Origin of the sequence: Chitinophaga niastensis (assembly GCF_003014755.1) — a bacterium.
In the GTDB taxonomy this organism is placed as follows: domain Bacteria; phylum Bacteroidota; class Bacteroidia; order Chitinophagales; family Chitinophagaceae; genus Chitinophaga; species Chitinophaga niastensis.
In genome coordinates this window covers 1-20,743 of the sequence record NZ_PYAW01000010.1, presented here as the reverse complement: position 1 = coordinate 20,743, position 20,743 = coordinate 1, and the positions used below count along the sequence as shown (strand labels likewise).

Annotated in this window: 21 protein-coding genes; 13 read left to right on the top strand and 8 right to left on the bottom strand. The window is 37.2% G+C overall.

Annotated features, from left to right (window positions below; translation table 11 throughout):
• Positions 1-87 precede the first annotated feature (87 nt).
• The 11 genes from CLV51_RS27145 to CLV51_RS27090 all read left to right on the top strand — a co-directional run bounded on the left by CLV51_RS27145 (position 88) and on the right by CLV51_RS27090 (position 9,761).
• Positions 88-558, top strand: a complete 471-nt coding sequence (locus CLV51_RS27145) for a JAB domain-containing protein (protein ID WP_106531264.1) — start codon at positions 88-90, stop codon at positions 556-558.
• A gap of 298 nt (positions 559-856) precedes the next feature.
• Complete coding sequence (locus tag CLV51_RS27140; RefSeq protein WP_106531263.1) at positions 857-3,397, top strand: DEAD/DEAH box helicase; 2,541 nt, start codon at positions 857-859, stop codon at positions 3,395-3,397.
• Positions 3,398-3,726: 329 nt separating this feature from the next.
• Positions 3,727-3,972: a hypothetical protein gene (locus tag CLV51_RS27130; protein ID WP_106531261.1), complete on the top strand. Its 246-nt coding sequence runs from the start codon at positions 3,727-3,729 to the stop codon at positions 3,970-3,972.
• A 7-nt stretch (positions 3,973-3,979) separates the two neighbouring features.
• Entirely contained in the window at positions 3,980-4,447 is a 468-nt protein-coding gene (locus CLV51_RS27125) for a hypothetical protein (protein ID WP_106531260.1), read from the top strand.
• Between the two features lie 106 nt (positions 4,448-4,553).
• Positions 4,554-5,183 (top strand): DUF4145 domain-containing protein, encoded by a 630-nt coding sequence (locus CLV51_RS29830; protein ID WP_106531259.1) that lies wholly within the window; start codon positions 4,554-4,556, stop codon positions 5,181-5,183.
• 54 nt (positions 5,184-5,237) lie between these two features.
• Complete coding sequence (locus tag CLV51_RS27115) at positions 5,238-5,492, top strand: hypothetical protein (protein WP_106531258.1); 255 nt, start codon at positions 5,238-5,240, stop codon at positions 5,490-5,492.
• 16 nt (positions 5,493-5,508) lie between these two features.
• A complete protein-coding gene (locus tag CLV51_RS27110) occupies positions 5,509-5,928 on the top strand; it encodes a hypothetical protein (protein ID WP_106531257.1) in 420 nt (139 codons plus the stop codon).
• Positions 5,929-5,951: 23 nt separating this feature from the next.
• On the top strand, positions 5,952-6,278 hold the full coding sequence (locus CLV51_RS27105) for a hypothetical protein (protein ID WP_106531256.1): 327 nt from the start codon (positions 5,952-5,954) through the stop codon (positions 6,276-6,278).
• A 161-nt stretch (positions 6,279-6,439) separates the two neighbouring features.
• Positions 6,440-7,345, top strand: coding sequence for a DUF6731 family protein (locus CLV51_RS27100; protein ID WP_106531255.1), 906 nt, complete (start codon positions 6,440-6,442; stop codon positions 7,343-7,345).
• On the top strand, positions 7,342-7,803 hold the full coding sequence (locus CLV51_RS27095; RefSeq protein ID WP_106531254.1) for a hypothetical protein: 462 nt from the start codon (positions 7,342-7,344) through the stop codon (positions 7,801-7,803). Before CLV51_RS27100 ends, CLV51_RS27095 begins: the two co-directional genes overlap by 4 nt.
• 698 nt (positions 7,804-8,501) lie before the next feature.
• The gene (locus CLV51_RS27090; protein WP_106531253.1) at positions 8,502-9,761 is read left to right on the top strand and encodes a site-specific integrase; all 1,260 of its coding nucleotides are present in this window, start codon (positions 8,502-8,504) and stop codon (positions 9,759-9,761) included.
• Between the two features lie 515 nt (positions 9,762-10,276).
• On the opposite strand, the gene CLV51_RS27085 is transcribed toward CLV51_RS27090, so the two are convergent.
• The 8 genes from CLV51_RS27085 to CLV51_RS27050 all read right to left on the bottom strand — a co-directional run bounded on the left by CLV51_RS27085 (position 10,277) and on the right by CLV51_RS27050 (position 19,525).
• A complete protein-coding gene (locus CLV51_RS27085; protein WP_106531252.1) occupies positions 10,277-12,415 on the bottom strand; it encodes a PLP-dependent transferase in 2,139 nt (712 codons plus the stop codon).
• A gap of 206 nt (positions 12,416-12,621) precedes the next feature.
• A complete protein-coding gene (locus tag CLV51_RS27080) occupies positions 12,622-14,193 on the bottom strand; it encodes an AMP-binding protein (protein ID WP_106531251.1) in 1,572 nt (523 codons plus the stop codon).
• A 2-nt stretch (positions 14,194-14,195) separates the two neighbouring features.
• The gene (locus tag CLV51_RS27075) at positions 14,196-14,447 is read right to left on the bottom strand and encodes a holo (protein ID WP_106531250.1); all 252 of its coding nucleotides are present in this window, start codon (positions 14,445-14,447) and stop codon (positions 14,196-14,198) included.
• Positions 14,448-14,459: 12 nt separating this feature from the next.
• On the bottom strand, positions 14,460-15,350 hold the full coding sequence (locus CLV51_RS27070; protein ID WP_106531249.1) for a diiron oxygenase: 891 nt from the start codon (positions 15,348-15,350) through the stop codon (positions 14,460-14,462).
• Entirely contained in the window at positions 15,337-16,347 is a 1,011-nt protein-coding gene (locus tag CLV51_RS27065; RefSeq protein ID WP_106531248.1) for a methyltransferase, read from the bottom strand. The genes CLV51_RS27070 and CLV51_RS27065 overlap by 14 nt, the downstream gene beginning before the upstream one ends.
• Positions 16,348-16,443: 96 nt before the next feature.
• Positions 16,444-17,724 carry a condensation domain-containing protein gene (locus CLV51_RS27060; protein WP_106531247.1) on the bottom strand — a complete coding sequence of 427 codons (1,281 nt, stop codon included), beginning with the start codon at positions 17,722-17,724 and terminating at the stop codon, positions 16,444-16,446.
• Positions 17,725-18,057: 333 nt separating this feature from the next.
• Positions 18,058-18,789 (bottom strand): alpha/beta hydrolase, encoded by a 732-nt coding sequence (locus CLV51_RS27055; RefSeq protein ID WP_106531246.1) that lies wholly within the window; start codon positions 18,787-18,789, stop codon positions 18,058-18,060.
• Between the two features lie 106 nt (positions 18,790-18,895).
• A complete protein-coding gene (locus CLV51_RS27050; protein WP_106531245.1) occupies positions 18,896-19,525 on the bottom strand; it encodes a 4'-phosphopantetheinyl transferase family protein in 630 nt (209 codons plus the stop codon).
• A 306-nt stretch (positions 19,526-19,831) separates the two neighbouring features.
• Between CLV51_RS27050 and CLV51_RS27045 the strand changes: the two genes are divergently transcribed.
• Positions 19,832-20,218, top strand: coding sequence for a phage integrase SAM-like domain-containing protein (locus CLV51_RS27045; RefSeq protein ID WP_106531244.1), 387 nt, complete (start codon positions 19,832-19,834; stop codon positions 20,216-20,218).
• Between the two features lie 40 nt (positions 20,219-20,258).
• Positions 20,259-20,624: a site-specific integrase gene (locus CLV51_RS27040; protein ID WP_158267168.1), complete on the top strand. Its 366-nt coding sequence runs from the start codon at positions 20,259-20,261 to the stop codon at positions 20,622-20,624.
• Positions 20,625-20,743: the final 119 nt, after the last annotated feature.

Sequence of the window (20,743 nt, the reverse complement as noted above, 5' to 3'; positions counted from 1 at the left end):
AGCGTCCCCTTTGTTTTTTGCCGGATGGCCGCCCTTGCCCCCGGTAGTTGTGTGGGTAATTAATTATTCACCTTAAAATCTACTACAATGAAAAATCCAGATTTAAAAAGTGCAATCGCTCACCTGAAAGTGACTTTTGATCCTGAAATCCCACGTACGGAAAGGTTTAAAGTACGTACTATAAGAGATGTTTATAATTTGTTTTTAGCAAATTGGGATGAAACCGCCATTGATAGCTATGAAGAAGCAAAAGTTATTTATCTGGATGAAGAAGCCACAGTTATAGGCATTTTTGACCTGGCAATGGGAAGTGATTCTGAGGTTGTATTCGACATTAAAGTACTGGCGGCAATAGGGGTTCAAACGCTGGCCAAAGCCTTTGTACTAGCACATAACCACCCCGGTGCACCTATTGTTCCGTCATTTAGCGATATTGCTACAACTTATAATGTGCAGGCTGGCTGCCAGTTACTCAATGTTCATTTGCTGGATCACCTGATAATTAATAAAGAAAACTACTATTCATTTAGGGAAGATGGGCTGTTATTGCAGTTGTGAATATAAAAAAAATAATAATATTACAAAAGAGTGGCTGTCATTGGCAGCCACTCTTTTGTAGTATTTAGTAAACTTTGTAATTCCCTTTATAATAGTACCATGCCGCTATCTCCTGTGTATCTATGATTGGGTATTTTATTCTTTGTCAGCCGATTTTAGTGCTGAACCGACCAATGCTGAACGGAATAAACTTTGTATATATGTAATATGCCAATATTTTGCTGTATCTTTTTATAGCTTTTTAGCCACGTTTTACATTTACATAACCCCTCATTTACTACACTAAAAAACATCTGTAATGGTAGATTTTAAGAAGAAATTAGGAAAAAAAGAACCCGAACGGAAAACTGACCCAATTGAGATTTATAATAATCTGGACCGCAGTAGCGTAACTGGGCCACTGAGGCCTGGTCAGGAAACAATTTTGCAAGAGTGGTACAACAAGCGTCAGAATGATAAGGACTTAATAATCAAGCTACATACTGGCGAAGGCAAAACGTTAATCGGACTGCTGATTTTGCTTTCAAAGCTAAATTCCGGATCTGGACCATCCCTTTACATTTGTCCAAATAAGTACTTGGTAGCACAAGTTTGTGCGGAGGCTGCAAAGTTTGGCATTCCTTATTGCACCTTCGAAGATAATGGAGAAATGCCCAATGACTTTACAGAAGGCAAGAAAATATTAATTACCCATATTCAAAAAGTATTCAACGGAAAGTCTGTATTTGGAACCGGTAACAATTTCCAGCCCGTAAAAAATGTGATTCTTGATGACTCCCACGCCTGTATCGATTCTATCAAGAGTTCTTTTACTATCCGATTGCCAAAGGACCATCCAGCATTTACAGCCTTAGTCAACTTATTTGACGCAGACGTAACAGAACAAGGAGAAGGCACATGGATGGATATTAAAAGTGGGGATTATGATGCTATGCTTCCTATACCATACTGGGGATGGATAGACCGAAAATCTGAAGTATTAAAAATACTATCTAATCATAAAGAAGATTCACTTATCAGGTTTGTTTGGCCAATAATAAAAGATAGGATTGAAAATTGCCAAGCGTTTTTTTCAGGTAGCCAGATAGAGATTTCTCCTTATTTTGTACCTCTGCACCTTTTCAGTTCCTTCAATAAAGCAGAGCAAAGGATTTTGATGTCCGCCACGACTCAGGATGATTCATTCTTTATTAAGGGGTTAGGATTTGAGGTAGAAGCTATCAGAAAGCCGCTGGCAAATGAGAAAAGCCTTTGGTCAGGTGAAAAAATGATCATTTTACCATCCTTAATAGATGATGAACTGGATCGTAACAGGATCGTCAATATGTATGCGCCACCAGAGGCAAACCGTAAATATGGGATAGTTGCATTAGTTCCCAGTTTCCAAAAATCCGAATACTACCAGCAGTTTAAAGCTAAGGTAGCTTCCATTACATCTATATTTGATGACATTACTATTCTTAAAAAGAAGGAGTATAAAGAAACACTGGTCATTGCAAACAGATATGACGGAATTGATTTGCCAGATGATGCCTGCCGGGTATTAATTATTGATTCATTGCCTGTTTCGCTCTCACTTGTTGATCGCTATGAAGAAATGTGTCGGGTAAACAGTGAGCTGATAAGCATAAAAGTAGCTCAAAAAATTGAACAAGGGCTAGGCCGCAGCGTTCGCGGGGAAAAGGATTACAGTGTTATCTTACTTATTGGAGCCGATCTCGTAAGATTTGTAAAGGCATCCCGGACAAATAAACTCTTTTCGCCTCAAACCCGTAAGCAGATAGAAATCGGCCTGGAAATTTCTCGTGAGGCGAGTGTGGAGGTGGACCCGGAAAAGATAACAAAAGTAGTAACAAGCCTGATAAAGCAATCTGTTGAAAGAGATGAAGGTTGGAAAGAATACTACACACGGGAAATGAATACGATTAAGCCGGATGCGCCTAAAGATGATCTATACCAGTTGCTCAAACTTGAACGGGATGCAGAAAACGAGTTTTATAATGGCAAGGTTGAAAAAGCCTGTGAAATTATGCAGAAAATAGTGGACTTATATAACAAGGACGAAGATCAGGAGGAAAAAGGGTGGTATATGCAGTTATTGGCACGCTATAAATATGCTCAATCAAAAATAGAATCAGCTAAAATTCAGGAAGGGGCATTCTCTGCAAACAATGATTTACTTAAACCCATAAAGGGAGTGACTTATAAAAAATTGGAATACATTCATGGAGGTAGACTTAAAAGAATAAAAGACTATTTTAAGAAATTTAGTTCTTATGAGGAACTGATGCTGGCAACTGATGGTATCCTAAATAATCTCTCATTTGGTCAGCGGGCGGAAATTTTTGAACGCGCGCTAAATGATGTAGGAGAACTTATTGGTTTTGTTTGTCAAAGACCAGATAAAACTATCAAAAAAGGTCCAGATAATCTTTGGGGTGGTGTATCAGATAGGTATTTCCTTTTTGAATGTAAAAGTGAGGCAAAAGAGGACAGGACGGCTATAATTAAGCATGAAGCAAACCAAATGAATGGGCATTGTGCTTGGTTTAGGAAAGAATACGGAGCGGATACTCCAGTAACAAGTATTATGGTTATTGAAACAAAAGAGCTGTCCTATCATGGAGATTTTGCAGATCCAGTGGTAATTATGAGGAAAGGCAATCTCAAAAAATTCAAAAATAACGTAAAGTCTTTTATCGGGGAGTTTTACAAATATGATATTCATCACCTAGAGGATGATACTATGCAGGCTTTCCTGATCCGTCATCAGCTATTACCGGAGGATATTGAGACGTTTACGGAACCCGTTAAACATCAATCCAGGATCAACAAATAAATGGTTAAGGGTAAGATTACTATGGAGTAGTATTTCCTGAAAAATTAATCCGCTAAATCCTAGAGAATGTTATAAAATACCAACGTTCCCATAAAACTGAAAAACAATATCGCTTTAGATACAATTGATGAACTATTTACAATTTTTCAACAAAATAAAAACCTCAGAATTTAAGCACAAAACAGGAGACGAGGTTGGCAGAACCAAGGTTGTAAAGGGTGGTCCCACGGCATTTAATGGATATAATGCATCCTATGGCATATTTTCTAAAATAACTGATCTGTATTTAAGAGATGAATTATTGAAGTGCATAAATAAATATTAAAAATATGAATCCCTACATCTCGGTAATATTTTTAGGAATATTAGCCTACCTGGCAATTCATTATTATGAAAAGCAAAATAAAGGACGAAAGAAAGCAGCTGAAATCAAAATAAAATATGATGAGGCTCTGCGCGGTAATGGTAAGGCAGAAGCATTGCGGCTTGGCAGGGAATATTATTCAGCCATACGCGGCAAATTGACCATTTATGATGAGCAGGCTATTACTAACGATTTATCAGCAATGAAATAGAACTGCTATGAAAAAACTGCTATTTCCTCTTTTCGTTTTTATCTCATCCTTCTGCTTTGGACAAAATAATGCAGGAGAAAGAAAAGCTCTTTTAGAACCATTTAAAGGCGCAAAAAAGATATGCCTCACCTTCTCCTTTGGAGCTGATTCCCTGTACGCATTTGTTTCCAAATCATTAATTAAGGCTGGTTATGCTATTGTAAGCAGAGATAAGGAATTAGGAACAATAGCCACAGATGTTAAACACATCAAGTTTATTGATTACAAAATGAACCTGGTGGTTGACGGTAGTACAGTAACTATCACTGGGCAGGGCAACACGGGTATGGGGATGACTTTAGGTACTGCCTATGTCGAACCCTCTTGGGTGGATGCGGATTATCGTAGTAAAGCAGATCTACGCCGAAAGGTCTTTGACGACATAATAAAATTTGCCGAATCTACCCACCCTGATAAGATTGAGTATTCAAAATAGAAAAACTAAAATCCTATGCGAAGCGGCTATTTCACTTGCTACCTTTAGTCCCAAAACTTCGTTTTCGCAGAAACTATGTTATGTATAAAAAATAATTCAATTGTTTATGGTAATAGAGAAAATAAGCGTTTTGGCTAACACTAATAATAATCCAACGATCTCCATCACTTGTCCAGGGTGTGGCCACAGAGGCGTATTTAGGACTTCAGGAGGTGATTTGGTTGATAATAGTAATACTAGAATTTATGGTCAGCGATACTGCCCAGATGATTATTGTAGGACACATATATTTTTTGTTTATAATACTTCCATTGGGTCATTTTATACATATCCAAGTCAGACAATATCGTTTGATAAAGCTAGTATTCCTTCTGGGGTATTGCAGGCATTTGAGGAGTCTGTCATTTGTCATGCAAACAAGTGTTACATAGCATCAGGAATAATGATCAGAAAGACATTGGAAGAAATTTGCACTGATAAGGTGGCGACTGGCGCCAATTTATATCAAAAACTGCAGGCATTGTCACAGTCTATTATGATCCCTCAGGAGTTAAAAGACGCGATGCAAGATCTTAGACTATTGGGCAATGATGCAGCACATATAGAGGCACAAACATATAACCAGGTAGGTAAAGATGAGATCGAAATATCCATAGAATTTACAAAGGAGATATTGAAAGCTGTATATCAGTATGACGGGCTATTGGCGAAATTGCGTAGTTTGAAAAGGACATAATTAGCGTGAGACTCAGAACCACTATGAAGAAACTCACGCCCAAAATTTTTTTTTATGGCCGCATTTGATTATTTCGCAATTGAAAATGGTAATTACGCTGAGACAAGCATCTATTGGCTAATCCAGCAATTGGTAAAGAAGGTTAGATATATAAGGTCCCAGATTCCAGCAGATAAGATACAGGAGCATTTACCTGAATTGCATTCACTGGAAAGAAAAATACAAGAATTGGAAATGGGAATAGGAGAGCCGCGGATAAACTATATAGCTGAGATTAATCAGGTTTTGAAAGCTGACAATATATACTAATTTTATATATACCACTATGAAGAAGCTATTATTCCTATTACTATTCACTCCTTCCTTAATTTTTGCCCAGAAACGACAAGTTGTAATTGATCCCGCCGGGAATCATGGATTGGTAATCTATGATAGTATTATGCAGGGCCTAACGCGACAAGAGGCATATCGCATCAGTGAGTCTAATGCAACGGAGGGATGGCGCCTTCCAACGCCCAAAGAATTAAAGGCTATTTTCGAGTTAACGCTTGATCCGCAAAGATCATATGGAATAATACCATCTGGCTACTACTATTCATCGTCCTATGAGGTTGACCCAATGAGCAAAGACACTGTACCACATGTCGGTAGAATGTATGGTACGTTCGCCTTAACATATGGAGATGCCTATGATTCTTTCGGCGGAAAGAATTTCTATAGTTTATTCCTTGTAAAACCATTTTAATAACCAGTCATAAACAATCATCTATGGAAAACAATGAGGGAAAGAAGCCATCAAGTGCTTTAAAGGCTATTATATCTATCGCTATTGCCATCGGGGCTCTGTGGTTCTTCTTCGGTGGCGGATTAGAGCAAAAAGCAAAAAGTGATCTAAATAAAATAGAGAACCAGGTAGCTGAAGATGCTGTTAAGCAGTATGAAATAGCTAAAAAACAAGGAGATAAGATGCAAACCTATGTTCAGGCTAGCTTGGTGGCTACCGCTTATTTACAGGCAAAGGATGAAGTAAATTATAATAAATGGAAGGATATTGAAAAAGAAGCAGGAGAAGCTGCCGGTGTCAAAGAGCCTTAGTAATATTATGTAAATAATATCGCTGAATCGTCGTTGGGTGATCTGACTATATGCATTATCATTATGTGAATCGATCTAATTGAGAATCATCCGCCGCTCCCTAAAAAATATTAACCATATTCTTCTGAGCTCCTCGATATTAATCACTCCAAAATAATCGCATGAGTAATGTAACCAGGTTCCACATGTTTCAGGTGGCTATAAATCCAAAAGTAGATTCTGAGATAACCACCTTCAAGGATATGCTGGATAATATGCCAGAGATCACGCAGGTAATGGCTAAATATGGAGATAAATTTGATTTATTAGGAAAGACCACAAAACGTGGTCGAATCTATACTGGCACTTTTTGCTTAGTTCAATCAAATGGATTGCCACCAAGAGCTAAATTAGGGGAGTTGCCGCATGATCTGGAATTGGAGGAAGATGAGGGATTGGGACACTATACATCGTTTTTCTATGATCCAGCGAATAATGTAATCCTGGTGCAGTATAATCGAAATGGTATTACCGCAAACGGGATAGCAGCCTACTTCAAAGCTAATTTTAAAGACGACATTCGTAAGGTGGAATTTAGAGTACTCATAAATCCTTATGACATTACCAAGCTACAAGAGATGAGCGAGATTAAAAAGGTCGAGCTATCAGTTGCAGGGATTACCCGGGGAGGTATTCTTGCCAATGACGGGGTAAAACGGTCCTTCTCGGAACTAAATGATATAACCGACAAAACAAATGCGACGGGAATGAATTTAACTCTTTCTGTAGGAAAGGCTGGTGGAGGAATTAGAAGGAGTGTGATCTCACAATTATTCAGATCTCTTATCAATGCTGATACTCATGGAAATATAGTTAAGATGGAAATTACCGGTCGCGAAGAAGATGAAGATGCGTTAAAGGTGATTGATTTTCTCAACAACAAGGTTATAATTGACGTACCTTTAATTAGGACAAGACATCTTAATGAAGCAGCAATAAGGAAAATTATTACTGACGCGATAAGTCAGTATGATCTCATTAAAGATGAAATAGCAATCTCATACCGTGTTAAAGGAGCAGAGGAATGAACTATCATATAGAAAAATATTACCCCATTTACTTATCCAGCGCAATCGCTGCCATATTATTTTTAGGGCATAATCATGTTGCTAAAATTGATCAATTAACCGATAAGGTTTGTGAAAATGCCCTTTCATTATCGGTTACACTTGTGGGGTTTTTCCTGACGATTTTAACTCTCTTAAATTCCATTGAGAGTAGGAGAATGCAGTTTGTAAAAGATGCTGGTATGATGCCTCGTGTGCTCGAATATTTACGAAAAGCAATTAACTATAATATTGGGTTAATTGCCTTTTCATTTATAGTCAAGTTCATTGAACATCGGACACCTTGGTATTTTTATGTGAATGAGGTCAATATCATAGATCTTCTTTATTTATATCTTTTTAGCTATACAGTACTATTGAGTTTTCGTTTTACCCAAATATTTGTTTCACTGCTTACAGATCCTAAAAATAATTCATAGAAAGAAAGGCCGCCGCCGCATACTTCGAATGGTGTGACGCAGGAGTGCTAGGTACCTAAATTAATTAATGGCTTATATTACGCGCATAGGAAAAATAATTTACACTCAGAATTTTGCAGGAGCGGGCGCAGGGCTACTCCAAAAATGGAGCATATCGCCACTTCCTGTTTAAAATTCCGGTATGACATCGCCTATATTATCACCGATACTCACTCCACGGGTACAAAGCGTACGACCACTGTAAACTAATACAGTATTGCCTTTGGAAGGAAAATATTTTTTATTTTGAATGATTTTGAGTAGCTTTGCAGCAATAGTTCTTTCTAAAATTGCTTATTTGTACACAAATACAAAGGGTACCTATTCGGGTACCATTCGAGTATTGTTTTTATTATAGTCGCTACTATGGTGGGTTTCATAGGGATTTTCAAAGTCCCAAGGGGATCACAAAAAGAATATCAAAGACAATTAAAGCCGCTTAAATCGTAGGATTTATGCGGCTTTTCTGCTTTTGGGATATTAAGGTAAACTACATCAAACGAATCTGAAAGGATACATAAAAGGATACAATAACTTTTTCTACTTTAATGTATCCTTTTTCTCCGGAGATGCTTATCTATACTGGGTTTTAGGAACTCAAACCGAACCAATTAACACCAAACAAAACCAATTAATCGGTAACCTAAAACTTTTGGAAGATGAAAGTAAGCCAAGATTTATCAATCCTATTTTTTCTGCGTAGGGATAACGGGAATACAACCGGTAAAGGAACTCTCACCGTTCGATTAACCATAGAAGGCGTACGGGATGGGTTCTCTCTCGGATACCAGATTGACCCTAAGAAATTCGATAAGAAAGCCGCTGCCATTATCGGTAAATCAGCGGAAGCCATAGAAATAAATGCGCAGATCCAGCATGTCAAAAGTGAATTACTCCGTCATTACAACCTGCTAAAAGCCCAGGCCCCCACCGTTACACCCACGATGATTAAGAATGCCCATCTCTGTATTAATCAGGAAAAAAAAACTTTAATACAGGTGGCCGACTTCCACAATGCGAAGTTTAAAGAGAAGGTAGAAAAGGAGAAACGCTCTCCCGACACTTTAAAAAAATGGGTAACTACGAAGGACAAGATTACAATTTTCCTGAAGTCGGTATTTAAAATGCCGGATATTCCACTCGAAAGAATCGAATATGCTTTTGCTGAGGATTTTTTCGATTACATGACACTTACGGAAGGTATTCAGGATAACACTGCCATGAAGTACCTGAAAAACACCAAGCAGCTTTTAAAGTTGGCTGTGCAAAGGAAGTGGTTAACCCATAATCCTTTGGCGGATTTCGTTTGCACTTATATTAACCCTGAGCGGGATATTCTCAGTATGGACGAACTCAGTACACTGTATCAAAAGGAGTTTACAATTCCACGTTTGCAGGAGACAAAAGACGCTTATCTGTTTATGGCTTTGACCGGCTATGCTTATAAGGATGCGTTGATGTTGTCTTCAGATAATGTTGCGAAATTTTTTGATGGAGAGGACTGGATTGTTAAAAATCGTGAAAAGACCTGGTGCCGCGAAAATGTACCCTTGTTACCAATAGCAAAAGAGATCCTACAGAAGTATAAAAACCATCCTTATTGTGTTGCGAATAATGTTCTCCTGCCGATCAACAGCAACCAACGTTTCAACGGCTATCTTAAAGAGGTTGCGGACCTTTGCGGAATTAATAAGAACCTCACTACACATACCGCCCGTCATACATTTGCAACTACAGTAACACTGGCCAACGGGGTACCGTTGGAAACAGTAAGCGCAATGCTGGGCCATAAATCTATCCGGACAACGCAGATCTATGCAAAGATTGTAGCCAGTAAAGTGAGTGTTGACATGAAGACGTTAAAGGGCATCTTTAATCTTGCGTTGCCTGATTCGTTGTTGTACAGTGCTGTTGCATAGTCTAAAATCATCAAGACAGGTACATTTTTCAATGTACCTGTCTTGATAATCAATGCCTTAACAAAGCGTTAACATCGTAAATAACCCCAAAATCATTTATTGCAGACCTTGTTGATACCTGGAGTATCATTTACCCCGTTCATGTGAATCTTTATGACTAACCATTACGGCACCAAAATAATCAATACGCGCGCTCATTCTAAAACCATATACATATGTAGCAGCAGTACCATTTATCCTTTTTCGAAAAACTTATTCACGTTGACCTTTAACAAACATCATAACGGGCGTTAAGGTATGCACCTGCGAGAGTGTCCAATATGCGTTTTTCAGCTCAGTGTTATCTGGAAAGATAGTGTTTAAAATAGGGCTAAAACGACGGGCGTACTTTTTTAAAGCGCAGATTTCACCAGCAAAAAGTAGAAAAATGAGTTGTTGCAAGGAATGCAGAAAAAAAATTAACGGTATTGCGTTATACTAGCTTTAAATGTTGATCTATATCCTGAAGGAATCCGTTACCGCAGATTTGAAAACTTCTGGTGACTAATGCCATATTTTTTAGATGTTCTCTGGAATGCTTTTTTAATCTGACTAACCAATGTCACATAACTTTCATGGCCCAGGTAAATTCTGAAATATTGGCCCTCAATGCTTTCATTATCAAGTTTGCGGCTAGCTTTTAAGTTAATTTTTTTAATTAAAGAGAAGCTGCCGCCATAACTATCTCCGATAGCAATAGCACCGAGAGATGCCAAATAATTCAATAAATATGTTGAATATTGTTCTTTCAATACATCCTGCAGCTTAATTGTTAGTAAACTATTTACACCGGTATAAAGATTCTTCCAGCTGTTATATTGCGGGAAGTTCCGTAAACCAGGGAAGATCACAGTTTTGACCTCCTGGACTTGCAGAAGAGATTCAGCTATTTTATAGGCGACTTCCTGTTGTCTCATCAACCGGTGATCAAGTGAATCTAATGCTTTAGTAGCTGATTGGCAGTCGAGCTGACTAACCCTGTTCCCAACACTCAATGATTTACTTTGCAAGTAATGAAACAGTGTTTTGTCTCTAACAATAATGGCACCCATTGATATGCCTGATATAGCAAAGTGATATTTCCCAAGAGAAGTAACAACGACATCGACTCCCCATTCCAAAGGCTTCAGAAATTTAGAAGCTGACCAGGTATTATCGAAAATAGTTGTAATACCTATTTGCTTTGCCAACAATACAACAGCAGACAAATCCTGTATTTCATATGTATATGAACCAGGTGATTCCAGGAAGATAACTTTTGTATTATGTCTGATCTTCTGCCTTAATTCATTGGCTGTGATATGTGGAGAATAATATTCGATTTCTACTCCAAAGGAATTAAGGTAATTATCACACAGAAAAGATTTAGTACTAAATGCTGCAGTGTCTACAACTAGCGCATGATCTCCACTTCGCAAGAACGCACACATTACCTGAGCTATGGCGGCATGTCCGGTTGGTGTCAGAATAGCATAGTTCCCGCTTTCCATCTCTGCTATTATTTGCGATAGCTGCCTGTCTGCCGGAGTTCCAATACCACCATAATACACACTACTTAATGATAGTTTTGCATCCTCAAATGATTTCAGCGTTGGAAAACCAACTTGGGTAAATAGCTGCAGATTGTGAATAGCATCATCCCCCTCCCGTGGATATACGTCGCCAGTTTCTAACCGGATCTTAGGCGGGTAAAAGTTTGTTCCTTTAGTTCTATAACTAATTTCATCGATTTCCTTCAACAGTAGCTCCTTCTCCTGTTTGTTCAATTCATTGTAATTCTGCATATATACGGTATATATACAATTCTCATGACCATTGCATCTATCATTCTTACAATCAATACTAACAAAACCTGCAAGAGTGGTATCATTTGTGACTATATTCACATTAACTGGTCGCAATACTCCATAAGAATGCTTTTGCAATTGATGCACCAGATCAAATAACCGGCTTCTACGTGTATTAGGCTCATTTATATCAACCCATAACGTCGCAGCAGATTTAATCCTCATTTTCTCTAAGAACAGAACAGCGCTTTTCACATTTCTTTTCCATCCTTTTTTTCTTCTTCCGGCTAGTGATTTTGTGATTTTATGCGGTTCTTCACGAACATCACCTGTTTCAAGATCAATTAAAATATGCTCTAAGCCGTATTCTCGCAGTCGTAGAATGATGTCCTTAAATTTCAATACCAGAGAGGCACTAAGTCTGATGGCAAAGGAAATGTTAACCGGATGGTTTTCTATTAGTTTGCAGAATTCTTCCATCAATATCCGGGAACCTAATAAAAAAACCGGGTCTTCTATTATTGCACATCCCGAACAATCAAAATCCAGCATGATTATCGAACCTGCAGTTATCAATTGGTCTAATAACCTTTCCGCGATACTACCGTTTAGGCTTACAAGCCCATTTTTATTTAAATTAATACACCCCTTGCAATTACAATCAGCTTCAGATACCGATTCGCTAAAAATGTGGGCAGTAGGCTTACCTTCAAAAAGATTACTTACTGAGTCAACTCTAATATTCAATTTGTTGAGCATAAGATAATTGATATAAAGTAAACTAATCATACAGGCATCCACCGATATACCAACGAAATTCCAGTACATGAAAATTGCGATTTAACACCTCATTATTATTGGGGAGGGTAACATCTATAATTGGGGCAACAATTTCATCTGCTGATAAGGGATTAATGCCAGACGATAATTACTAATTTTCACGCTTAAATATTGTGCCTCCTGCCATATTATCACTGTGCATAAAAGTTCGGAAAGCCTATTTTCGAATAGGAAAAATATTAAGTATCAAACATTTAAAGCCGTAAAGTCTCTTTCTCTAATAGCTCCTTAAAATAAGTTCTATCAACCTTGCCATTCCTGTTTAATGGCATCTCATTTAAAATATAGATCTTCCCAGGCACCATATAAGTAGGAAGTAACTTTTTACATTCCATAATAATTGAAGAAGTATCCAACAAATCTTTTGATTCAATGAAGCTCGCAATCCCAGACTGTAGCCCCTTATTGTCATTAAAGGGCATAGAAACCACAACCTCAGATTTCGTAATTTTCCTAATAGCACTGTTGATTTCCTCTTCATCAACACGGTAGCCATTAAATTTGAATTCATAATCCTTCCTCTGCAGAAAAAATAAATATCCTTCTGCATCCTCATAAACAATATCTCCTGTTCTGAAGTATAAAGTTGGATTGGGATCAGCTATCATAACGAACCTATTTCTAAACTTATTACCGGAGAAAGAATAACTCTCAATAACCTGAGATCCCGACAACAAAAGCTCTCCTGATGAATTTTTCTCTAAAATATTGTCATACTCATCCACAATCAGATACTTTTGAGTAGTAAATATCCTTCCGATTGATACACCTCCATTCTTTGCCTTATTCTCCTGGCCCTTCTTCCATGAATAGGAGCTGATACCGACAGTTCCTTCAGTTTGACCATATATATTTATTATTTCAGAATTGGGAGCCGCAATTTCCCATTGATCTAACAAACTAACATTCAACTGCTCTCCTGCAAATAGGCTATAGCGAAGCGTTGGGAATAAATTCGCCTTTAGTAAATTACTTTTCAACAAATGATATCCTAATGATGGTACTGAGAACCAAACAGTTAGGTTATTAGCTTTAGCAAACTTCGCTGGATTAATTATATTCCTTTCAGGAATACATAAGGTTGCACCAGCCTTCCAGGTAACGAACAGGTCATGAACACTGGCATCAAAGCTAAGATCGAAAATTTGTGAACATTTATCATCACTATTTATCTTTAAGTCTGCCAGTATATAATCAAGGTAATCGACCAAGCTATGATGTGAAATCTCTATAGCCTTTGGCTCTCCTGTACTTCCTGTTGTGAACAGTAAATATACGTTGCCATTAATGGGTGCTATTATTTCACTATCGGAACTTGCACTATCGACATCATTGAAATCATAATATCCCACATCGTCATTAGTATCACCATTCACCACTGAATTATATTCCGGCAGAATAAATAGCATATCATCCCTCCTGGATAATCCTGCTATTAATGATTTTGATTCTGAATCTACAACAATGGTTTTCATATTCGTTGCAACCAGAATTTCATCAATCTTACCAGCAGGCAGTTTAGGATTCAGCGGCACATAGGTTTTACCAGCTCGAAGTGTAGCAAGAATACCTATATAAGCTGAATAGGATCTATGGGCCAGAATTCCGATATAATTCGACTGCTCATCATTTAAAAAATTAGCCAGCTTACTGCTAGCAATAAAAACATCCTTATAAGTAAATTCCTTTTCCGGAAAAGAAAGGCAGATCTTATCGGGATACTTTTCGTAAGAAGAAAGAAATAAGTCATAGATATTCTTAACCATAATCAACTTTCTTTGACTTGCACATTTGAAAAAAAGCTTCTTTCTATCTGATTCAAGGTTGAGAAATCAGAAGTAGATACCAACGACATATCAATAATTTGACCTGATAACTGTTCGATTAAGTATACAAGTTCCAAGAAGTGCAGGGATTGGAGAATCCCATGTTCAATAATGTTGAAGTCGTTATCAAAATCTCCAATTCCAGGAGCCTTTGATACAATCCATTCTTTGATTTTAATCATATTGTCATTCATAATTTCAAGTGTTTATGAGTAAATGTTTTTATCTAGTATAATTTCGTAATCATACAGTTTATTCAACATGCCTTTTAAAATTTCCTTGTGCATTTCCCTACGGCCTTCGTTTTCCAAAAGGACATTACGCATAGAAAAGAAGTCTTCGATCCCGGCTGCTTTATAGGCATATGGATTATAAAACATGCCCATTCTATTTTTAATATAATTTTGGGTATATGTTCTTATTGAGTTAATAGTTTCCGAGGATTCTAGTTCCAGTAAATCCTTGAATACAGACTGCAGCAGCTTTCCGCCAAAAGCAATATGCCTGGATTCATCTTTGTGATGCAGACCGTTAATTTCCTGTATAAAAGGATGTAGGCTTTTATCGTTCGCCATTTGAGAATTATAATAATCCACAATCATCTCAAAGGTCCATATGCGCATGAAAACGAAAAAAAGTCGGACATTGCCTGAGGTATTATCTGTTGGATATTTCAGAAACTTATCATCATAAATCTTTCCGGCATATTTTTGACAAAACTTTGCGAAGAAAAACATATGCTCATTCTCTTCATCAATGAAATGATGCAGGAACTCAGATACTACTTCAAACTTTGGTTGATGGATATATTGCATCACATCTAACAACAACTCCCTGATACCATGCACATTCAGGCTAAAGAAATTCACACATTCCTCCTTACTTAATCTATATAACTCTTCTTCAGAAACCTGCTCAATCAGGGGCGTATTATATAAGCTAATAAGGTGTCGGCTTATCCAAAACTGGTTATCATCCAATTGGTCCGGCCAGGATATATCATTAAATACGTCATGCTTATCAGCCTTTGACATACTAACCAGCTTGGTTATCATTTTTTTCAGACCTTCGCCGACAATTTTGCTATGATCTTCCATGATTTTTTTTTGCTTTTATTACAGATAATCCGGTGCCTTTAAGTTTAAAGATTTTTTCAAACTCAAACCCAGTCTCACTTAACAACCGCAAAAGGTCTTGTACTGTACAGCCTTCGCTTTTGTTCCAAATAATGGTTGCATATAAGTTTATGAGAGTAGTGAATAGCGTACTATTGCTAGCATCATCAAGAAAATATCCCTGTATGATGACTTCTCCATCCCATTTTAATGCGTTGTAAGCTTTGGATAAAATAGATTTAGTCGTGGCAAGTGGCTCCTGAAGTAGCATGTTAGATAGCAGGATTGTATCTGCGATTTCTATTCCGAAATCATTGGTAGTATAATCTACTTCTTCCAGCGAAATGCGATCCTGTAGTTCATATTTATTCACAACGCTTTCTGATATTGGCAATACTGATTTTAGTTCCAGTAATCTTACTTTAATTTCAGGATTGGACTGACACAATGCAATTGAATAGGTTCCTGCGCCACCACCAATATCAAGAAGATCTTTTCTACCGGCAACAATTACATTTTGTTTAAAGTCATTTATAGACACAAGAGCTATTTCATGATTAGCAAGAATAAAATCAATCTGATACTCTAGGTCGTCCCCCAGTGATTTATAGTTGATTTCAGCCTGGCGACCTATAGTAACCGCTTCTTCTAAGTAAGTCCAGGGATTGGACCATCTATTCATCAACTTAATCCAATTGACAACTGAGCCAGGACTAGTAGTCACCAAAAGACTACGAGCTATTGGACTATTGGAATAGGAATCCCCATCTTTGACAATCAATCTCAGGGCTATACCTGCTTTCAAGACTACATCTAAGGAAAATGCAGGAATATTAACCTTACTATTTAATTCCTTGAATGATTGTGGCCCATCATCCAGGAATTCAAAAACATGGAGTTTAACAAGTGTGAACAACGGGTGGGAATTCCAATAACCCAGTGCCAGTTGCATAACATACGTAAATTGTAGATCTTCCATTTATACTATTTTTATTACCGGAAACGAAATCAGTACTAAGCTGTAATGAGTTCCCAGGTTGAATTACAGGTTGATGTACATGATAGATTAGTGGAACTATTCTTTATTATTTATCGCAGCACAAATAAGATCGTAGCTTTTATTAAACAGGACATTCATTGTTTCTGGATTTATGGACCAGAATTTTTCATCCCAAAAAAGCTTAAATAGTACTCCGTCACTAAATTGCCGGGCGTGAAAATGGAAACTTCCTATGGATACCATTTTTCCTGTAGACATACTATCCAATCGTTCTGTAAAAAGGGGATTAGGGTATCGAAGCGCATCTTCCTCTAATATAAAATTACACTCCCGTGTCAGGTTCTGATTGCCTTTATTGCTGGTTATAAACGCCAGAATTTTCCGGGAATCGAATTGACTATGAATAATTGCATTAAATAATGTTTCTCTGATCCTGTCTAACATTTGCAGGATCGATTCTTCCGGATTCCATTTAAACCGTACAAACAATGGCATAAAAATATTCGCCACAATAGAATTTTCTTCTTCCCTCAACCTGTTTGAAAACGGCACAGAAAGAATAATATCACTCACCTTTTTTGATTCGTAAATTATTAGTAAGTGTATAGCTGCAATGATTGTTAGACTTGAATATTTAGATTCGGCAGAAATCCTTTTAAAATTGTCTAATTCCTCACAGGAAAAAATCCTGATATAGTTCCCGGCAACAGCCAATGGATTTTTACTCTGTGGTAGATCTAAATATTCAATTCCATTTAAGTTATCGTACCAATACTTTAAATTATTTTCTGCTTTGTTGTTATAATTTGCTTCTTTTAGTATAAGCTTTTCAAATGATTCTGAAGCCAGACATTGCATCAGATTTCCAGCAATAGCTTTCTGGTAGCATTCTACCAACTCCCGTTCAAATAGGCCAAATGATATTTCATCGGCGGCTATATGAGAGATACATAAACTTAAATAGTACTGTTTATTTATTCTGAAAATAGTTAGTCTGATAGGAGATTCCTTTTCAAGATCAATGGCAGGTTTTATATCTTCTCCTATAAGTAACAAACCATACTGTTTCCTGAAAGCTTTTGTTAAACCTCTTACTGTAGTTTCTACAATCGGAGCCGTCTGGTCCACAAATTGCTGCCGCCATCCACTACTAGTTCTAAGTAGTCTTAATCTCAAAGAAGGATGCTTGTTGGTTAAATACCAGATAACTTCTTTAAATGCAACCTGGCTAAAATCGTTTTGAAACTTGTAAACTCGACGAAGAGGAAAGGTGTTCTTGGGATCTGACTCATAGTTTTGTACAAGATGTCGCTGTCCATATGCAAGTGGATATATGCCTTCTTTTATTAATTCCATAGCAGTAATTAATTGAGTAGTTTATACCATCAAATAAATGTTAGCGAAGAATGTTGCTACAGTATTAATCTATCATTAGTGCTTTACTACGCATAGGGCTATGTTTCACAGACGTTTGGGTGTTAAATTGCCTGGAAGTCATAACTGTATAGGAAAACCTGCAGTATTCTATTCGATAGGATAAAAATAGGTCATAGAACTGCAATGGGGTTACGTGTTACCATTCAATTTTGAAATTCATAATTCATGCTGTTATAATAAAACGATGATGCCGTCTCGATAAGATCAAGACGGCATCATTATAATAATCAGTATACTTAGAAATCAGGCAAATCAAATTCTATTGAAAAAGCCGGTAATTATCTCCTTATATTCAGGTCTGCTGCGTAAATCCCCATGACCGCCACCTGCAAGCATTATTAATTCTTTATCTCTGGTACTTAAATTATTGTATATACGATGGGCGTGGTCGGGGGTGATTATATCATCCAAATCTCCATGAATGACCAAAGTCGGGATATTAACAGATTTAACTATTTCTTTATTATCAAGTTTGTAAGAAGGAGCTTTATCACCAAATATTCCTATTTCTGCTATTGACGAATATGCACTTTCTAACACTAAAGCTTTTGCTTTTACTTTAGATGCAAGGTATGTGGCCATTGCAGAACCCATTGAATAACCATAAAACGAAATTTGATCATCATCGTACCCTAATGATTTTGCGTACTCATAAATCTTTTCTGCATCACTATACATTTGGCTCTGTCCACCGAGAACACCATCAGACTTACCAAATCCTCTATAATCAACAACCAGTATAGAATGATTCCATTCCATTGACATATTGTGATTATCCAACCAATTCTGTAAATTTTTAGCATTGCCCTGGAAGTAGATTAACAAGCTTTCGCTAGCAGGATTGTCAAAAAATATCCCATTTAAATTTATCCCTGGTTCAACCGCAATTAATACTTCCTCTAAATGTTCTGGAAGATTAAATTCATAGTCCGGAGCAAGTTTAATAGGCTCGAAGATTACATTGTTTTCGTTTACGATGTTCATAAGTGTATTATATGGAGTTAATAATATCTACTGAATAGTTTTTTTGGGATGCAGAGATCATAGAAGTCTCTCAGCACGTCGTCACATAACAAGTTTAAATACTGACTTAGATAATTACTTTAACTACGCATTCAGCGTTTTCTACGGATGTTGCAGTATAGCATATATAGCCTGGATCAAATTCAATTCGGTTAAGAAAGTAGCTAGTATCACCAATTGAAACTACCTTTCTCATAATTTCAATCGATTCAAAAGGAGCTAGAATACCTCTACCATCGGCTTTGCAAATAGCCTCCCGTCGAACCCAGAAATTAAGAAATGTCTTATCAACATTTACAGAATCCTTTATGCTATTGTAATCACTCTCTGAAATAATTCTTTCATAACCCTTCAAGCTAACGATGGTAATCTGCTGTATATCGATACCGATTTCTCCACCCGCCACTAATGCACAAACAGCCCAATCTCCGGAATGAGAAATATTGAATTTAATAAGACTGGAATCTAAAAACGGTTTTCCATATTCAGTATAACTGATATCATCCAGATCAATATCCTGGTTAAGCATACTCATACCTTTGATCAATAATGAGCGCCCTAGTAATGAAGCTTGAACATCCTGCCAACGTTTATATCTATTCAACCTTTCCTTATATGATAATGGCAGCATTGGTAATGATGACAGTATCATATCAGAATACTCCCGGCCTGGTATTTTTGAGAATAGAACTAACATTGTAAATAAGCTAGTATTCTAGTGATCCTTTAAGCACTGCAGTAGATTTTGGTAGCCTTATTTACTATCAAAATGATGGTTAATTGACAGCTTTGGCTTCCAGAATTTAATTGAAAAATATTTAAATATGATTGTACTATGATCCATAATATTATATTACAAATACATATGAGATTACTAAGGGAGGAAGTTAAGAAAAATTAGTAATCAAACAGTAATTAGGAGGAAGAATTGTTTTAACTACTGATCCGAAGTTCGTATTCCTACCAAAGACAAAATTACTGGTTCCTAAAGTCGGTATTTAAAATGCCGGATATTCCACTCGATAGAATCGAATATGCTTTTGCTGAGGATTTCTTCGATTACATGACACTCACAGAATGCATTCAGGATAACACTGCCATAAAGTACCTGAAAAATACTAAGCAGCTTTTAAAGCTAGCAGTGCAAAGAAAATGGTTAACCTATGATCCGCTGGGAGATTTTGTTTGTACTTACATTAATCCTGACCGGGATATCCTTGATATGGACGAACTCAGTGCATTATATCATAAGGAGTTTACCATACCTCGTTTGCAGGAAACTAAAGACGCTTACCTGTTTATGGCCTTGACCGGCTATGCATATAAGGATGCGTTGATGTTATCTCCTGATAACGTTGCGAAATTTTTGAGGAGAAGACTGGATTGTTAAAAATCGTGAAAAGACCTGGTGTCGTGAGAATGTGCCGTTGTTGCCTATCGCAAAAGAGATTCTGCAGAAGTATAAAAACCATCCTTATTGTGTTGCAAATAATGTTCTCCTGCCTATTAACAGCAACCAACTTTTTAACGGGTATCTCAAGGAGGTTGCGGACCTTTGCGGGATTAGTAAGAGCCTCACTACACATACTGCGCGTCATACATTCGCTACTACAGTAACGCTGGCGAATGGCGTACCGTTGGAAACAGTAAGCGCCATGCTGGGGCATAAATCCATCCGGACAACGCAGATTTACGCAAAAATTGTAGCCAGCAAAGTTAGTGCTGATATGAAGACATTAAAGGGCATCTTTAATCTTGCTTTGCCTGATTCCCTGTTGTATGGTGCCGTTGCATAGTCTAAAGTTATCAAGACAGGCACATTTTTCAATGTACCTGTCTTGATAATCAATGCCTTAACAAAGCGTTAACATCGTAAATAAACCCAAAATCATTTATTGCAGACCTTGTTGATACT

Excerpts from the sequence above, each read along its gene's own strand:
- CLV51_RS27050 (WP_106531245.1), bottom strand. The coding sequence starts at position 19,525 with ATGTTAGTTCTATTCTCAAAAATACCAGGCCGGGAGTATTCTGATATG.
- CLV51_RS27080 (WP_106531251.1), bottom strand. The coding sequence starts at position 14,193 with ATGGTTAAGAATATCTATGACTTATTTCTTTCTTCTTACGAAAAGTAT.
- CLV51_RS27105 (WP_106531256.1), top strand. The coding sequence starts at position 5,952 with ATGGAAAACAATGAGGGAAAGAAGCCATCAAGTGCTTTAAAGGCTATT.
- CLV51_RS27075 (WP_106531250.1), bottom strand. The coding sequence starts at position 14,447 with ATGAATGACAATATGATTAAAATCAAAGAATGGATTGTATCAAAGGCT.
- CLV51_RS27060 (WP_106531247.1), bottom strand. The coding sequence starts at position 17,724 with ATGGAATTAATAAAAGAAGGCATATATCCACTTGCATATGGACAGCGA.
- CLV51_RS27125 (WP_106531260.1), top strand. The coding sequence starts at position 3,980 with ATGAAAAAACTGCTATTTCCTCTTTTCGTTTTTATCTCATCCTTCTGC.
- CLV51_RS27100 (WP_106531255.1), top strand. The coding sequence starts at position 6,440 with ATGAGTAATGTAACCAGGTTCCACATGTTTCAGGTGGCTATAAATCCA.
- CLV51_RS27145 (WP_106531264.1), top strand. The coding sequence starts at position 88 with ATGAAAAATCCAGATTTAAAAAGTGCAATCGCTCACCTGAAAGTGACT.
- CLV51_RS27070 (WP_106531249.1), bottom strand. The coding sequence starts at position 15,350 with ATGGAAGATCATAGCAAAATTGTCGGCGAAGGTCTGAAAAAAATGATA.
- CLV51_RS27045 (WP_106531244.1), top strand. The coding sequence starts at position 19,832 with ATGCCGGATATTCCACTCGATAGAATCGAATATGCTTTTGCTGAGGAT.
- CLV51_RS27090 (WP_106531253.1), top strand. The coding sequence starts at position 8,502 with ATGAAAGTAAGCCAAGATTTATCAATCCTATTTTTTCTGCGTAGGGAT.
- CLV51_RS27065 (WP_106531248.1), bottom strand. The coding sequence starts at position 16,347 with ATGGAAGATCTACAATTTACGTATGTTATGCAACTGGCACTGGGTTAT.
- CLV51_RS27095 (WP_106531254.1), top strand. The coding sequence starts at position 7,342 with ATGAACTATCATATAGAAAAATATTACCCCATTTACTTATCCAGCGCA.
- CLV51_RS27110 (WP_106531257.1), top strand. The coding sequence starts at position 5,509 with ATGAAGAAGCTATTATTCCTATTACTATTCACTCCTTCCTTAATTTTT.
- CLV51_RS27130 (WP_106531261.1), top strand. The coding sequence starts at position 3,727 with ATGAATCCCTACATCTCGGTAATATTTTTAGGAATATTAGCCTACCTG.
- CLV51_RS27085 (WP_106531252.1), bottom strand. The coding sequence starts at position 12,415 with ATGTACTGGAATTTCGTTGGTATATCGGTGGATGCCTGTATGATTAGT.
- CLV51_RS27140 (WP_106531263.1), top strand. The coding sequence starts at position 857 with ATGGTAGATTTTAAGAAGAAATTAGGAAAAAAAGAACCCGAACGGAAA.
- CLV51_RS27055 (WP_106531246.1), bottom strand. The coding sequence starts at position 18,789 with ATGAACATCGTAAACGAAAACAATGTAATCTTCGAGCCTATTAAACTT.
- CLV51_RS27115 (WP_106531258.1), top strand. The coding sequence starts at position 5,238 with ATGGCCGCATTTGATTATTTCGCAATTGAAAATGGTAATTACGCTGAG.
- CLV51_RS29830 (WP_106531259.1), top strand. The coding sequence starts at position 4,554 with ATGGTAATAGAGAAAATAAGCGTTTTGGCTAACACTAATAATAATCCA.